This is a genomic window from Micromonospora arida (genome assembly GCF_003857035.1).
GTDB classification, from domain to species: Bacteria; Actinomycetota; Actinomycetes; order Mycobacteriales; family Micromonosporaceae; genus Micromonospora; species Micromonospora arida.
The window spans coordinates 1-13,632 of record NZ_QGSY01000169.1; the positions used below are offsets into that span (position 1 = coordinate 1).

Genomic DNA, 13,632 nt, shown 5'->3' on the forward strand with positions numbered 1-13,632 from the left:
GACCAGGCCGGCCTCGACCACGTCGCCGACGAACTCAACGACCGTCCCCGCATGACCCTGGGCTGGGCCACCCCAGGTGAGAAGATGACCCAGCTACTCGGTGTTGCAACCACCGGTTGAGCCCGCCGTGCGAACGGAAACTGTCCAAGATCTCGACGAAGTCGAGGTGCCGGGCCGCAGCCGGCCATGTCGGTCGGCGGTCGGGCGTTTGCGCCAGTCTCGGCCGCGAGGGGTGCCGAAGGTCGCAGCGGGGACGCGTCCCATTGAGTGGAGCAGGAGCTGGCAACCATGATCGCCATCACCTGGCCCGACCGCAGGGCCGACATCACCAATGCCCTGTCCGTCCTTGCGACCCTGCAACCCCACGGCATTGCGTCGTGGCCGGGCCTGACCGATGCCGTGCACTGGCTCATTGACGACACGTTCTGGGACGGCCACGACCCCCGCGACGACATCGGAACTATCCTCGCCGATACCAGCGAGGCCGAAGCGATCATTGCGACGCTCGAACCCTTGCTCGCCATCCTTGGCGCACTCGGACCCACCGCCCCCGACGATGACTACCTCACCCATCCCAGATGGCATGAAGTCACTCGGGCCGCAACCGACACTCACCAACTCATGACTGGCAAAACCCCAAGCCGGCCCCAGCACTGAACGACGAGCAGCGGCTCACGTCCGCCACCACAGGCGCGATTGCCCCTGCGACGGGCCGCCGGTAGACCGGCCGGAACAGGTCAAGTGAGACGACAACTGAGACGGGAGCGACCGCGCAGACGACTCAGGGCCGGTCCCCGTTAGGGCCGGCCCTGTCGTTCGTGCTGCTCAGGCGAGCGGAGGATACGAGATTCGAACTCGTGAGGGTGTAAACCCAACACGCTTTCCAAGCGTGCGCCCTAGGCCTCTAGGCGAATCCTCCGCGAGCCAGGATACAGGCCCGTGTCGGGCGGGCCACCCCACCACCCCCTGAAGATCGACGGGCGGTCGGGTAGGCTGGGCGTCACCTCCCGTGCGGCGGTATCTCGTGAACCTCCCCAGGGCCGGAAGGCAGCAAGGATAAGCGAGCTCTGCCGGGTGCACGGGAGGCCTTTTTGTCTGTGGGCGGTTGATCCACTCGGCATCCGTGATGTCGCGGTGTCCCGGCCACGCGGACACCGCGGTTTCCAGGAAGCCGAGTCGATCAAGGCCGATAGCCGAGTCGATCAAGCCCGAAGGCCCAGGCGCCCCGGGGTGGTGGGTGGTCACCCGCGCCCGACCGGCGCAGAATGGCTCGGTCGAGAGGAGGCGGGACGAGTGACGCTGGCGCTCTACCGCAAGTACCGGCCGCGTACCTTCGCTGAGGTCATCGGTCAGGAGCACGTGACCGAGCCGCTGTCGCAGGCGCTGCGCAGCGGACGGCTCAACCACGCCTACCTCTTCTCCGGCCCCCGTGGCTGCGGCAAGACCACCAGCGCCCGGATCATGGCCCGCTCGCTCAACTGTGAGCAGGGCCCCACCCCCGAGCCGTGCGGCAAGTGTGAGTCCTGCCGCTCGCTGGCCACCGACGGCACCGGGTCGATCGACGTGATCGAGATCGACGCGGCCAGCCACGGCGGTGTCGACGACGCCCGCGAGCTGCGCGAGCGCGCCTTCTTCGCGCCGGCCAGCAGCCGCTTCAAGATCTACATCATCGACGAGGCGCACATGGTCTCGACCCAGGGCTTCAACGCCCTGCTCAAGCTGGTCGAGGAGCCCCCGGAGTACGTCAAGTTCATCTTCGCCACCACCGAGCCGGAGAAGGTCCTCGGCACGATCCGGTCGCGGACCCACCACTACCCGTTCCGGCTGTTTCCGCCGAAGGTGGTCCGCCCGTACCTGGAGCAGCTCACCCAGGCCGAGGGCGTCGCCGTCGAGCCGGCGGTCTTTCCGCTGGTCGTCCGCGCCGGTGGCGGCAGCATGCGGGACAGCCTCTCCGTGCTCGACCAGCTCATCGCCGGCGCCGGCGCGGAGGGGGTCAGCTACGCGCGGGCCGTCGCGCTGCTCGGTGTCACCGACTCGGCGCTGATCGACGAGATGTGCGACGCGCTGGCCGCCGGTGACGGCGCGGCCGCGTACGCCACCGTCGACCGGGTCGCCGAGGCCGGGCACGACATGCGCCGGTTCGCCTCCGACCTGCTGGAGCGACTCCGCGACCTGATCGTCATCCAGCAGGTGCCGGACGCCGCCGCGAAGGGTCTGATCGACGGCCCGGCCGACCAGATCGAGCGGATGGCAGCCCAGGCGTCGCAGCTCGGCTCGGCCACGCTGTCCCGTTGCGCAGACATCGTGCACAACGGGCTGGTCGAGATGCGCGGCACCACAGCGCCCCGCCTGCTGCTGGAGCTGATCTGCGCCCGGATGCTGCTGCCCGGCGCGGACGACTCCACCGGCGGCCTGCTCCAGCGCCTGGAGCGGATGGAACGCCGGCTCACCCTGGGCGGCACCGACGCGCCGTCGGCCGCCGCCGGCTCCGCGCCGACCAACCACCCAGGGGTACGCCCACAGCAAGCCACCCCGGTCCCGGCTGCCGCCACCCCGGCACCCGCGAACGCCCCGACCTCCGCACCGCCGTGGGCGGTCGACCCGGCAGCGTCCCCGACCCAGAGCGCTGCGGGCGCTCCCGCCCCGGCTGCTTCGGTCACCGGGGCACCCGCCACGCACGCTCCGACCTCCGGTGCACCTACCTCGTACGTCGTGGCGGCCGACTCGCCGATCCCGGTCTCTCCCGGCGCGTCGACCGGGTCGGCCCCCGCTGACCAGGCCGGGTCCGTCTCACCCGCCGGGCCGGCCCCGCGTCGCGTGGTGCCACCGTCGGCGGTGCTTCCCGACCCGGCCACGCCCGCGCCGCCCCGACCCGGAGCGCCGCCCGCCGCGCTGGACGCGGTCGCGGTCCGCCGCGTCTGGCCCGACGTGGTCGGCAAGGTCAACCGGACCAACAAGCGGATCGCCGCCCTGATGCGCGACGCGGTCGTCCGCGAACTCGACGGCGACATGCTGGTGCTGACGGTGAAGTCCACAGTGCTGGCCAAGATGATGGCCGACCACGCGGCCGTGCTCACCGACGCGCTCTACGAGGAGTTGGGCGGGCGCTGGCAGATCCGGTGCGAGGTGGCCGGCGAGCGCGGTGGCGTATCGCTGTCCGGCTCACCGCGCACACAGCAGACCGCACCGGCCCGCCCCGACGCGCCCGCCGCCGCGCCCCCGACTGCCGCCGGCCCGACGAGCGCGCCGCCGGGGCCGAGCACGAACCCCGCGCCAGCCTCGAACCCCGCGCCAGCCTCGAACCCCGCGCCAGCCTCGAACCCCGCGCCTGGCTCGAACGCCGTGTCCGGCTCGAACCCCGCGCCTGGTTCGAACGGTGCGCCTGGTTCGAACGCAGCGCCTGGGTCCAACGCCGCGTCCGGCTCGAACGCCGCGCCTGGTTCGAACGGTGCGCCTGGCTCGACCGCAGCGCCTGGGTCCAACGCCGCGTCTGGCTCGAACGCCGCGCCTGGTTCGAACGGTGCGCCTGGTTCGAACGCAGCGCCTGGGTCCAACGCCGCGTCCGGCTCGAACCCCGCACCTGGCTCGAACGGTGCGCCTGGCTCGACCGCAGCGCCAGGTGCGAACGCCGCCGGGCGGGGGACTGTGGGACCCAACGCCCCGACCGCCGCCGGTCCGACGAACGCCTCGCCGGCCGCAGCGAACCCGACCGGCCCCGGCTCGGCTTCGCGTGGCGGTGTCGGTGCGGGTTCCGCTGGTCACGGTGCTGGTGGGCAGGGCGCAGCGCCCTCCGCCCCGGCGGACGACGACGGCGACTGGCCGGAGGCGGCCCGCCCCGGCGGCGGCGCCCTCGCCGCCGAGGCTAAGGATGACGAGGACTGGCCGGAGGCCGCCCGACCTGGCGGCGCGTCGGCCGGAAACGAGTCGAGCCCGCACTCCGCATCGGCGTCGAGCGGCGCGAACGGCAACCCCGGGAGCGGGAACGCCGGGAACGGCAGCGGCACCAACGGTGGTGGCGCGAACGGCACCGGGCCGGAAGGTTCGGGCGGTTCCGGGTCAGCGGCCGGTGGCGGTAAGCCGGGCGGGCGGGGTAACCCGACACCGGCGGCCCGGCAGCCGGCGACAGCCGGTGGTGCGCCGGTGAGCAGCGCCATCGCCGCGGCTCGCGCGGCGGCGGCGGGGCGCGGTGCGCGTACCGGAGCGGCAGCCCGGCCGGTCGCGGACGCCGAATGGGCGGGCGAGCCGCCCTACGACCCGGACTTCGACGGCCCAGCGCGGGCCGGCCGACCCGGCGGCGCGGCACCGGCTGCGGCCCCGGCCTTCGAGGGGTTCGACCCGGGCGACGAGCCGTTGGACGAGATCATCGACGAGAAGACCGCACGGGAGTCCAGCGAGGAGCAGGCGGTACGGCTGCTCCGGGAAACCTTCGGCGCCGAGAAGATCAACGAGGTCGACGCCCGCTGACAACGCGTCCCCGGCTCGGCGATCTTGCAGTTTCGGGTGTCGCCTTGCGCAGAATGCCCCCTTATGTCGAGGCAGAAAGTGCAAGATCGCGCAGGGGAGGAGGTTCGGCCAGCAGGACTCCCAGGGAGCAGGCCCAGAGAGGGAACGGAAGCACAGCTACCCGTTCCATACCGCCTACCCCGATCCCCAGGCCTTGCTGGGCGGCGAACAGGGTCGTTCCGGCCAGCGCGATGAGCCCGGCGGTGAGGGTGAGTCGTCGCCACCGGCCGAGCGTCGTGCTGCGGGGTGCGAAGCCGGCGAGGAGCAGGCCGATGTTGCCTATCCCCATGATCAGGACTGCGCCGAGGACGTGCAGGTTCTCGTCGATGTCGGCCGGGTAGAGGGCCACGAGGGCGTATCCACCGGTGGCCAGCAGCAGGAGTGTCTGGGCCGTGCGCACCATCGGACCGTGACCGAGGATCCGCCAGGTCAGCAGGAGCCCGGCGGCGAGCAGGACGGCGGTGGCCAGTGTCGCGGTGTTCATCAGTGGGTGCCACGGTGAGCAGACGTAGCGGGGGCGGGTGGTGTCCCAGATGCCGCAGTGGGCGTTGCCGAGGTCGCTGATGTTGTGGGTGGCCCAGCTGTAGGGGGGCTCGCGCCACCGCAGCCCGGTGATCAGGCTGGCGACGAGGAAGATGGGCGCGGCCGCGAGCCAGCACAGTGCGCCGACCCGGCCGGTGCGGTTGAGGTTCATGCCACGAGCAGACCAGTGCGACGGGTATGGGCGCACTACCAGCAGATGGCCGGTTCGGGGTAGGGGTAGCCGTACCCGAAGGCTCGGCGTGGGCGGACGCACCGGGCGGGGCGAGGTCGGTCCCAGCGGATAGGCTGAGCGGCGGTCGAGCAGACGAGTGCGAGAAGGAGCCATCCCGTGCGCCCAGGTGGACAGCCGAACATGCAGCAGATGCTGAAGCAGGCGCAGAAGATGCAGCAGCAGATCGCCGCCGCCCAGGCCGAGCTGGCCGAGGCCGAGCTGACCGGCACCGCCGGCGGCGGGCTGGTCACCGCGACGGTCTCCGGCTCCGGTGAGTTGAAGGCCATCAAGATCGACCCGAAGGCCGTCGACCCGGACGACGTGGAGACGCTGGAGGATCTGGTCGTCGCGGCCGTGCACAACGCCGCCGAGGCGGCCCGGGAGCTGACCGAGCGCAAGATGGGCCCGGTCGCCGGCGGCATGGGCGGCCTCGGCCTGCCCGGTTTCTGAGCCGGCAGATGTACGAAGGTGCCATCCAGGATCTGATCGACGAGCTGGGGCGGCTGCCGGGCGTGGGCCCGAAGAGCGCTCAGCGGATCGCGTTTTACGTCCTCTCGGCGGATCCGGCCGACGTCAACCGGCTGGCCGGCGCGCTGCGCAAGGTCAAGGAGCTGGTGCGGTTCTGCACGACCTGCTACAACGTGGCCGAGTCCGAGCAGTGCCGGATCTGCCGCGACCCGCGCCGCACCGACGAGGTGCTGTGCGTGGTGGAGGAGCCCAAGGACGTGGTGGCCGTCGAGCGGACGGGTGAGTTCCGCGGTCGCTACCACGTGCTGGGTGGCGCGATCAATCCGCTGGAGGGGATCGGCCCGGACAACCTGCGCATCCGGGAGCTGATGATCCGGCTCGGTGGCGGCGGTGTGCGGGAGTTGATCCTGGCCACGGATCCGAACACCGAGGGCGAGGCGACCGCCACCTACCTGGCGTTGATGGTGAAGCCGATGGGCATCTCGGTGACCCGGCTGGCCAGCGGGCTGCCGGTCGGCGGCGATCTGGAGTACGCCGACGAGATCACCCTCGGTCGGGCCTTCGAGGGGCGCCGCGCGGTCTGATTCCCTGACGTACGGCCGGTGGCCGGCACCCCGTGTGGGTGCCGGCCACCGCTGCGTCCGTGCCCGGAAATGATCTGACACCTGTGCCCTCATCGGGGCTGTTCGACGTAACAGTTTGGCATCGCGGGTGCTGATTGATCGGTTTTTGCCGCTGTTTACCTAAGAATCGAATGTCAAGCGGCGGTTGAGGCACGATCCGATACCAACCGTCCACTCAGCGGTTTCCGGGTGGACGCATCGGGAGCTATGGTCACCGCCATCGGTGACCCCTGTCACCACGTTGTCCGTACCCCCAAGGACGAGGTGAAGCACACATGCGTGCACCCAGGCCGAAGGTCGCGATCGCGGCCATCGCGGTCGCGGCCCTCGCGGTAGCAGGCTGCGCCGAGAGCAACCGCGACGACGACAAATCCGGTGGTAGCAAGAAGGACACCCTCGTCTTCGGCGTCGCCGGAGACCCGAAGGTGCTCGACCCGAGCTTCGCCAGCGACGGTGAGTCGCTGCGTGTGGCGCGTCAGGTCTTCGAGACCCTGGTCCGACCGGAGGAGGGTGGCACCAAGGTCACCCCCGGCCTGGCCGAGTCCTGGACTCCGGACGCCGCCGGCACCACCTGGACCTTCAAGCTCCGCTCGGGCGTGAAGTTCCACGACGGCACCGACTTCAACGCCGAGGCCGTCTGCGTCAACTTCAACCGCTGGTACAACGCCAAGGGCCTCATGCAGAGCCCGGACGTGACCGCGTACTGGCAGGACGTCATGGGCGGCTTCGCCAAGAACGAGGACGCGGAGCTCCCGCCGAGCCTCTTCAAGTCGTGCGCCGCCAAGGACGCGACCACTGTGGACCTGGCGTTCACCCGGGTCTCCAGCAAGGTTCCGGCCGCGCTGATGCTTCCCTCGTTCTCCATCCACAGCCCGAAGGCGCTGCAGGAGTTCGACGCGAGCAACGTCGCCGGCACCGCCGAGGACATCAAGTACCCGGCGTACGCCACGGCGCACCCGACCGGCACCGGCCCGTTCAAGTTCAAGGCCTGGGACGTCGCCAACAAGACGCTGACCCTGGAGCGCAACGAGGACTACTCGGGCACCAAGGCCAAGCTGAAGACCCTGATCTTCAAGACGATCTCGGACGAGAACGCCCGCAAGCAGGCGCTGCGCTCCGGCGACATCCAGGGCTACGACCTGGTTGGCCCGGCCGACGTCGAGCCGCTGAAGAGCGAGGGCTTCAACATGCTCACGCGCCCGGCGTTCAACGTGCTCTACCTGGCGATGAACCAGAAGGGCAACCCGAAGCTCGCCGACATCCGTGTCCGGCAGGCCATCGCGTACGCCCTGAACCGTCAGCAGCTGGTCACGTCCAAGCTGCCGCCGGGTGCCAAGGTCGCCGACAACTTCATGCCGGACACCGTCGAGGGCTGGAACGGTGACGTCACGAAGTACACCTACGACCCGGCCAAGGCGAAGGCGCTGCTGGCCGAGGCCGGCGCGTCGAACCTGACGCTGAAGTTCCACTACCCGACCGAGGTCACCCGGCCGTACATGCCGAACCCGAAGGACATCTTCGAGTTGCTCTCGGCGGACCTGAAGGCCGTTGGCATCACCGTCGAGGGGATCCCGCTGAAGTGGAGCCCGGACTACCTGAACGCCACCACCTCGGGTAGCAAGCACGACATCCACTTCCTGGGCTGGACCGGCGACTACGGCGACGCCTACAACTTCATCGGCACCTTCTTCGACCGGCCGAAGGACGAGTGGGGCTTCAACAACAAGGCCCTGTTCGACCAGTTCAAGGACGCGGACACCACCGCGGACATCGCGGCCCGGACCGAGAAGTACAAGGCCCTGAACAAGTCCGTGATGGAGTTCCTGCCCGGTGTGCCGATCTCGCACTCGCCGCCGGCGATCGTGTTCGGCAAGGACGTGACCGGCGTCAAGGCGAGCCCGCTCACCGACGAGCGCTTCGCCACCGCCGAGTTCAAGTAAGTCCTGATCTGACGCAAGGAACGCGGGCGGGCGCTGTCGCACAGCGCCCGCCCGCAACCCTCCGCACCCCTTCGAGGCCGCCGTGTTCCGGTTCATCGTCAGGCGCCTGCTTCAGCTGATACCCACGCTGTTCGGGCTCTCCCTTCTGCTCTTCATCTGGCTCCGCCGGCTCCCCGGCGGCCCCGAGACCGCCATCCTCGGCGAGCGCGGCACGCCCGAGATGCGTGCCGCCATCCGCCGCAACATGGGGCTCGACGAGCCCATCCTGGTGCAGTACGGCCGGTTCGTCCGGCGGATGATCAAGCTCGACCTGGGCACCTCGACCTCCACCAAGCGGGCGGTCACCACGGAGTTCATCGAGCGCTTCCCCGGCACCGTCGAGCTGACCATCACCGCGATGATCATCGCGATCGGCATCGGTATCCCGCTGGGCTACCTGGCCGCCCGCCGTCGCGGCCGTTTCCTGGACCACGCGTCCGTGGGCGGTTCGCTGATCGGCATCTGCATCCCGGTGTTCTTCCTGGGCTACGTGCTCAAGGCGATCTTCTCGGAGAACCTGCACTGGTTCCCGTCCAGCGGCCGGCAGGACCCGACGCTCGAGGCGACCCGGGTCACCAACTTCTTCGTCCTCGACGGCCTGATGACCCGCGAGTGGGACGCCGCCGCCGACGCGCTCTGGCATCTCGTGCTGCCCGCCATCGCGCTGGCCAGCATCCCGCTGGCGATCATCGTCCGAATCACCCGGGCGAGCGTGCTGGAGGTGCTCAACGAGGACTTCGTGCGCACCGCCGAGGCGAAGGGCCTGACCGAGCAGACGGTCCGTCGCCGGCACGTCCTGCGCAACGCGATGCTGCCGGTGGCCACCTCGATCGGTCTGCTCGCTGGCGGCCTGCTCTCCGGCGCAGTGCTGACCGAGACCGTCTTCGCCTTCAGTGGCATCGGAGCGTTCGTCGCCGAGGCCATCGGCCAACGCGACTATCCGGTGCTGATGGGCTTCATCCTGATCATCGCGGTGGTGTACGTGCTGGTGAACCTCCTGGTCGATCTCTCCTACAGCTTCATCGACCCGAGGGTGAGGGTGCGATGACACTCAGCCCAGGCAAGAAGCGCGAAAAGATCGACCGGCTCTCCGAACTGGCCGCCCGTGACGACGAGCGGGGCGTCAGCCTCTGGCAGGAGGCGTTCCGCCGGCTGCGTGGCAACCCGGCCGCGATCGTCGGCGCCGTCATCCTGGCGCTCTTCGTGCTGGTCGCGGTCATCGGACCGTTCCTCGTGCCGTACGCGCCGACGGACACGGTCGGCATCCGGGAAGGGCTGATCAAGCCGGGTGTCATCCCCGGCCCGACCGGCGACCACTGGTTCGGTTACGACCACCAGGGCCGCGACGAGTTCAGCCGGATGATCGTGGGCGCCCGGCAGACCCTGCTGGTCGGCGTGGTCTCCACCCTGATCGGTCTGGCGATCGGCGCGCTGATCGGTGGCGTCTCCGGTGCCGCGGCCGGCCTCGGTGGCCGGTGGGGGCGGTGGATCGACACCACCCTGATGCGCTTCATCGACATGCTGCTGGCGATGCCGAGCCTGCTGCTGGCGGTGAGCATCGCCGCCCTGCTCGGGGCCAGCCTGACCACGGTGATGATCGCGGTCGGTGTGGTCTCGGTGCCGGTGTTCGCCCGGCTGCTGCGCGGCTCGATGATCTCCCAGGCCAACAGCGACTACGTGCTGGCGGCGACCTCGCTCGGCGTCAAGAAGTCGAAGATCGCGCTGACCCACGTGGTGCCGAACTCGCTCGCCCCGGTGATCGTGCAGGCCACGCTGACCCTGGCCACCGCGATCATCGAGGCCGCTGCGCTCTCCTTCCTCGGCCTCGGCAACCCGGACACCGCCGTACCGGAGTGGGGGGTCATGCTCGCCGACGCGCAGCAGTACCTCGGCATCCGGCCGTCACTGGCGATCTACCCGGCGGTGGCGATCATCATCACCGCGCTCGGCTTCACCCTGCTGGGTGAGGCGATGCGCGAGGCCCTCGACCCGAAGCTGCGGAAGTAGGCCCGGAATGTGTGAAGCGCGAGGAGTGAGCTTGCGAGCCCCGCAGTCGCGAACGGAAGGCCAGTAATGGCACTGCTCGAAGTTGAAGATCTCTCCGTCACGTTCGCCCGGCGCGGCCAGCGGGCCGTGCACGCGGTCGACGGGGTGTCCTTCTCGGTCGACGCCGGTGAGGTGGTCGGCCTGGTCGGCGAGTCCGGCTGCGGCAAGAGCGTCACCTCGCTCGCGATCATGGGTCTGCTGCCCAAGCAGCCCGGCCTGCGGGTCGGCGGCAAGGCCGTCTTCGACGGCACGGACCTGCTCCAGCTCGACGACCGGTCGCGGCGGGACATCCGGGGCCGCGACATCGCGATGATCTTCCAGGATCCGCTGTCCTCGTTGAACCCGGTGATCCCGATCGGGTTGCAGGTGACCGAGGTGCTCACCCGGCACCGGGGGATGAAGGGCGAGGCCGCGGCGAAGGAGGCGGCGGCGCTGCTGGACCGGGTCGGCATCCCCGACCCGAAGCGGCGGCTCAAGGAGTATCCGCACCAGCTCTCCGGTGGGATGCGCCAGCGTGCGCTCATCGCGATGGCGGTGGCCTGCCAGCCTCGGCTGCTGATCGCCGACGAGCCGACCACCGCGCTGGACGTCACCATCCAGGCCCAGATCCTGGAGCTGCTCAAGGAGCTGGTCCGGGACTCCGGCACCGCGCTGCTGATGATCACGCACGATCTCGGTGTGGTGGCCGGCATGGTCGACACCGTCAACGTGCTCTACGGCGGCCGGGTGGTGGAGACGGCCCGCCGTCGTCCGCTGTTCCGCCAGCCGCGTCACCCGTACACGGTGGGTCTGCTCGGCTCGGTGCCGCGCCTGGACGCCGGGCGGGGCGAGAAGCTCAACCCGATCGCCGGTTCGGTCCGCGACCTGCTGCCCTGGCCGGACGGATGCGCCTTCGCCCCGCGCTGCGCCCGGCGGATCGACGAGTGCGTGGGTGAGCCGCCGGAGCTGGTGCACGCGCACGACGGACGGAGCTACCGGTGCGTCAACCCGGAGCCGCTGCCGGGCATGGTGCCCGCCCCGCGCGAGGAGGAGACAGCGTGAGTGAGAACGACATCCTCGTCGAGGTGCGCGACCTGAAGGTGCACTTCCCGATCAAGCGGGGGGTGCTCTTCGACCGGGTGGTCGGCCAGGTGAAGGCCGTCGACGGGGTCGACCTGAGCATCGCGCGAGGCAAGACGTACGGCCTGGTGGGTGAGTCCGGCTGCGGCAAGTCCACGTTGGGCAGGGCGCTGCTCCAGCTCACCCCGCCGACCGCCGGTGAGGTCAGTTTCGACGGCGTCGAGCTGACGACGCTGCCGCCCGGCAAGCTGCGCAGCATGCGTCGCCGGATGCAGATGATCTTCCAGGACCCGATGTCCAGCCTCGACCCCCGGCAGAACGTCGAGTCGATCCTGACCGAGGGCCTGCAGACCCACGGGATCGGCACCGACCGCACCGACCGTCGACGGATCATCGGCGAGACCCTGGACGCGGTCGGGCTGCCGCGCTGGGCGCTGTCCCGTTACCCGCACGAGTTCTCCGGCGGGCAGCGGCAGCGCATCGGCATCGCTCGCGCGTTGGTGCTCGGGCCGGAGCTGATCGTCGCCGACGAGCCGGTCTCGGCGCTCGACGTGTCGATCCAGGCCCAGGTGGTCAACCTGCTGGACGAACTCCAGGACAGCCTGGGGCTGACCTACCTGGTGATCGCGCACGACCTCGCGGTGGTCCGGCACATCTCCGACACGGTCGGCGTCATGTACCTGGGCGCGCTGGTCGAGGAGGCACCGAGCGACCGGCTCTACACCGAGCCGCTGCACCCGTACACCCGGGCGCTGATGTCGGCGGTGCCGGTGCCGGACCCGGACGTGGAGGACCGCCGGGAGCGGATCCTGCTCGCCGGTGACCTGCCGTCGCCGGCCAACCCGCCGTCCGGTTGCCGCTTCCACACCCGCTGCCCGTGGGCGCAGCCCACCCGCTGCGCCGACGAACGGCCGGTGCTGCGGGACATCGGCGCCAGCCGGGTGGCCTGTCACTTCGCCGAGCAGATCGCCAGCGGGGAACTGCGCCCCCACGGGGTCAGCGCGCAGATCGTCCGGCCCGAGGGCGAGGGGGACACGCCAGGCGTGGTCTCCGCACCCACCGAGCCCGGTTCGTACGTCTGAGACTGGACGCGGTGCCGGCCGTCAGCCTTCGGGGCGGTTCAGCAGCCCCACGGCGACGCCGTGCACCGCGTCCAGCCCGGCCGGGTCGGCCAGCGTGACCGACGTGCCGGTCACCGCGTACCACTCGTCCGCGTCCTTGTACTGCACCCGCAGGGTGACCTTGCCGTCCGCGTACTCGGTGCGCAGAGTCAGATCACCGGTGACGACGCCGACCTCGTCGGTCATCACGCCGCCGGGGCCGGGCACGATGTCGGTGGTGCGGGCCTGCGGGCCGGCCGCGCCGCCCGAGTCCGCCACCATGCCGGCACCCGGCACGGCGGCAGGGGTCTCGGCGGTGCCGTCGGCGGTCATCCCGGCGGCGGCCGGGCCGCTCTCTTCGGCGGCGGTCACGAATAGCTCCCCACTCAACAGCCCTCCAACATGTCGGTCAGGGCGGCCTTCTCGGCGCTGGTCACCGTCAGCTTCCAGTGGTGCTTGACCGTCACCCAGTCCTGAGCGTATTTGCACCAGTAGGACCGGTTTGCCGGCTTCCACTGCGACGGGTCCTGGTCACCCTTTGCCCGGTTCGACGAGGCGGAAACCGCGAAGAGCTGCGGACGGGTGGTGTCGTTGGCGAAATCGCCGCGCTTCGCGTTGTCCCACTCGTCGGCACCTGAGCGCCACGCGTTGGCCAACGGCACCATGTGGTCGATGTCCACGTCGGAGGGATCCGAGAAGCTGCGACCGTCGTACACGCTCTCCCAGCGCCCACCGACCACGTTGCAGCCGGAGAGCTTCACGTCCTTGCCGTCGCGCTGGAGGATGCTGTCCCGGACATCGCAGTTCTTGCCGGTGTCCCGCCAGTGCGGAAAGCGTTCCCGGCTGTAGCCCTTCATCGACCCGGCGGTTGCGACGGTCAGTTGGCTGAGCTGCTCCGCGGCGTTGCCGCCGCCGTCGCTCGACGGCGGTGTGGTCGGCTCATCCTGCGGGACGCAACCGGCCATGCCGAGCGCCAGCGCCGCGGCAAGCACGGCCACCGCCGCTCGCGGTCCTGATCTGGTACGCACAGACGACACCTCTCCAGCTTGGGGGCTCCCGGCGATTGCGCACAGTACCCGGGCACGGTTTCGGCGTTTCGT

12 protein-coding genes, 1 tRNA gene, 1 other RNA gene and 1 pseudogene are annotated in these 13,632 nt (G+C 70.3%); 11 read left to right on the forward strand and 4 right to left on the reverse strand.

The features are described from left to right. Together DLJ58_RS34570 and DLJ58_RS14245 are read left to right on the forward strand one after the other, a co-directional pair. Window positions 1–120 (forward strand): annotated as a pseudogene (locus tag DLJ58_RS34570) (IS30 family transposase); the annotation flags it as partial. A gap of 168 nt (window positions 121–288) precedes the next feature. Next, on the forward strand, window positions 289–657 hold the full coding sequence (locus tag DLJ58_RS14245) for an SCO4402 family protein (RefSeq protein WP_124856591.1): 369 nt from the start codon (window positions 289–291) through the stop codon (window positions 655–657). Between the two features lie 177 nt (window positions 658–834). Here DLJ58_RS14245 and DLJ58_RS14250 read toward each other — a convergent pair. Beyond that, a tRNA-Ser gene (locus DLJ58_RS14250) sits at window positions 835–919 on the reverse strand. An 82-nt stretch (window positions 920–1,001) separates the two neighbouring features. Between DLJ58_RS14250 and ffs the strand changes: the two genes are divergently transcribed. Both ffs and DLJ58_RS14260 read left to right on the forward strand, forming a co-directional pair. Further along, window positions 1,002–1,091: signal recognition particle sRNA small type (gene ffs / locus DLJ58_RS14255), an RNA gene on the forward strand. Window positions 1,092–1,293: 202 nt separating this feature from the next. Further along, window positions 1,294–4,464, forward strand: a complete 3,171-nt coding sequence (locus tag DLJ58_RS14260; RefSeq protein WP_124856593.1) for a DNA polymerase III subunit gamma and tau — start codon at window positions 1,294–1,296, stop codon at window positions 4,462–4,464. 61 nt (window positions 4,465–4,525) lie between these two features. Here the strand turns inward: DLJ58_RS14260 and DLJ58_RS14265 are convergent, their stop codons facing one another. Continuing rightward, complete coding sequence (locus DLJ58_RS14265; RefSeq protein WP_124856595.1) at window positions 4,526–5,197, reverse strand: DUF998 domain-containing protein; 672 nt, start codon at window positions 5,195–5,197, stop codon at window positions 4,526–4,528. A gap of 201 nt (window positions 5,198–5,398) precedes the next feature. Between DLJ58_RS14265 and DLJ58_RS14270 the strand changes: the two genes are divergently transcribed. The 7 genes from DLJ58_RS14270 (at window position 5,399) to DLJ58_RS14300 (ending at window position 12,514) form a co-directional block, all read left to right on the forward strand. Further along, window positions 5,399–5,707: a YbaB/EbfC family nucleoid-associated protein gene (locus DLJ58_RS14270; RefSeq protein ID WP_007466279.1), complete on the forward strand. Its 309-nt coding sequence runs from the start codon at window positions 5,399–5,401 to the stop codon at window positions 5,705–5,707. Window positions 5,708–5,715: 8 nt separating this feature from the next. Then, on the forward strand, window positions 5,716–6,309 hold the full coding sequence (gene recR, locus DLJ58_RS14275; protein WP_124856597.1) for a recombination mediator RecR: 594 nt from the start codon (window positions 5,716–5,718) through the stop codon (window positions 6,307–6,309). A gap of 314 nt (window positions 6,310–6,623) precedes the next feature. Further along, window positions 6,624–8,288, forward strand: a complete 1,665-nt coding sequence (locus tag DLJ58_RS14280) for an ABC transporter substrate-binding protein (protein WP_124856599.1) — start codon at window positions 6,624–6,626, stop codon at window positions 8,286–8,288. Between the two features lie 82 nt (window positions 8,289–8,370). Next, window positions 8,371–9,375: an ABC transporter permease gene (locus DLJ58_RS14285; RefSeq protein WP_088950603.1), complete on the forward strand. Its 1,005-nt coding sequence runs from the start codon at window positions 8,371–8,373 to the stop codon at window positions 9,373–9,375. Then, window positions 9,372–10,334 carry an ABC transporter permease gene (locus tag DLJ58_RS14290; RefSeq protein WP_124856601.1) on the forward strand — a complete coding sequence of 321 codons (963 nt, stop codon included), beginning with the start codon at window positions 9,372–9,374 and terminating at the stop codon, window positions 10,332–10,334. Before DLJ58_RS14285 ends, DLJ58_RS14290 begins: the two co-directional genes overlap by 4 nt. A gap of 66 nt (window positions 10,335–10,400) precedes the next feature. Continuing rightward, entirely contained in the window at window positions 10,401–11,414 is a 1,014-nt protein-coding gene (locus tag DLJ58_RS14295; RefSeq protein ID WP_124856603.1) for an ABC transporter ATP-binding protein, read from the forward strand. Beyond that, the gene (locus DLJ58_RS14300; protein WP_124856605.1) at window positions 11,411–12,514 is read left to right on the forward strand and encodes an ABC transporter ATP-binding protein; all 1,104 of its coding nucleotides are present in this window, start codon (window positions 11,411–11,413) and stop codon (window positions 12,512–12,514) included. Before DLJ58_RS14295 ends, DLJ58_RS14300 begins: the two co-directional genes overlap by 4 nt. 21 nt (window positions 12,515–12,535) lie before the next feature. Here DLJ58_RS14300 and DLJ58_RS14305 read toward each other — a convergent pair whose 3' ends face one another. Together DLJ58_RS14305 and DLJ58_RS14310 are read right to left on the reverse strand one after the other, a co-directional pair. Beyond that, the gene (locus DLJ58_RS14305) at window positions 12,536–12,925 is read right to left on the reverse strand and encodes a hypothetical protein (RefSeq protein WP_124856662.1); all 390 of its coding nucleotides are present in this window, start codon (window positions 12,923–12,925) and stop codon (window positions 12,536–12,538) included. Then, on the reverse strand, window positions 12,919–13,560 hold the full coding sequence (locus tag DLJ58_RS14310; RefSeq protein ID WP_124856607.1) for an HNH endonuclease family protein: 642 nt from the start codon (window positions 13,558–13,560) through the stop codon (window positions 12,919–12,921). The genes DLJ58_RS14305 and DLJ58_RS14310 overlap by 7 nt, the downstream gene beginning before the upstream one ends. Window positions 13,561–13,632 lie beyond the last annotated feature (72 nt).

Coding starts and splice junctions, on each gene's coding strand:
- DLJ58_RS14280 (WP_124856599.1), top strand. CDS start 6,624: ATGCGTGCACCCAGGCCGAAGGTCGCGATCGCGGCCATCGCGGTCGCG.
- DLJ58_RS14245 (WP_124856591.1), top strand. CDS start 289: ATGATCGCCATCACCTGGCCCGACCGCAGGGCCGACATCACCAATGCC.
- recR (WP_124856597.1), top strand. CDS start 5,716: ATGTACGAAGGTGCCATCCAGGATCTGATCGACGAGCTGGGGCGGCTG.
- DLJ58_RS14265 (WP_124856595.1), bottom strand. CDS start 5,197: ATGAACCTCAACCGCACCGGCCGGGTCGGCGCACTGTGCTGGCTCGCG.
- DLJ58_RS14270 (WP_007466279.1), top strand. CDS start 5,399: ATGCAGCAGATGCTGAAGCAGGCGCAGAAGATGCAGCAGCAGATCGCC.
- DLJ58_RS14290 (WP_124856601.1), top strand. CDS start 9,372: ATGACACTCAGCCCAGGCAAGAAGCGCGAAAAGATCGACCGGCTCTCC.
- DLJ58_RS14295 (WP_124856603.1), top strand. CDS start 10,401: ATGGCACTGCTCGAAGTTGAAGATCTCTCCGTCACGTTCGCCCGGCGC.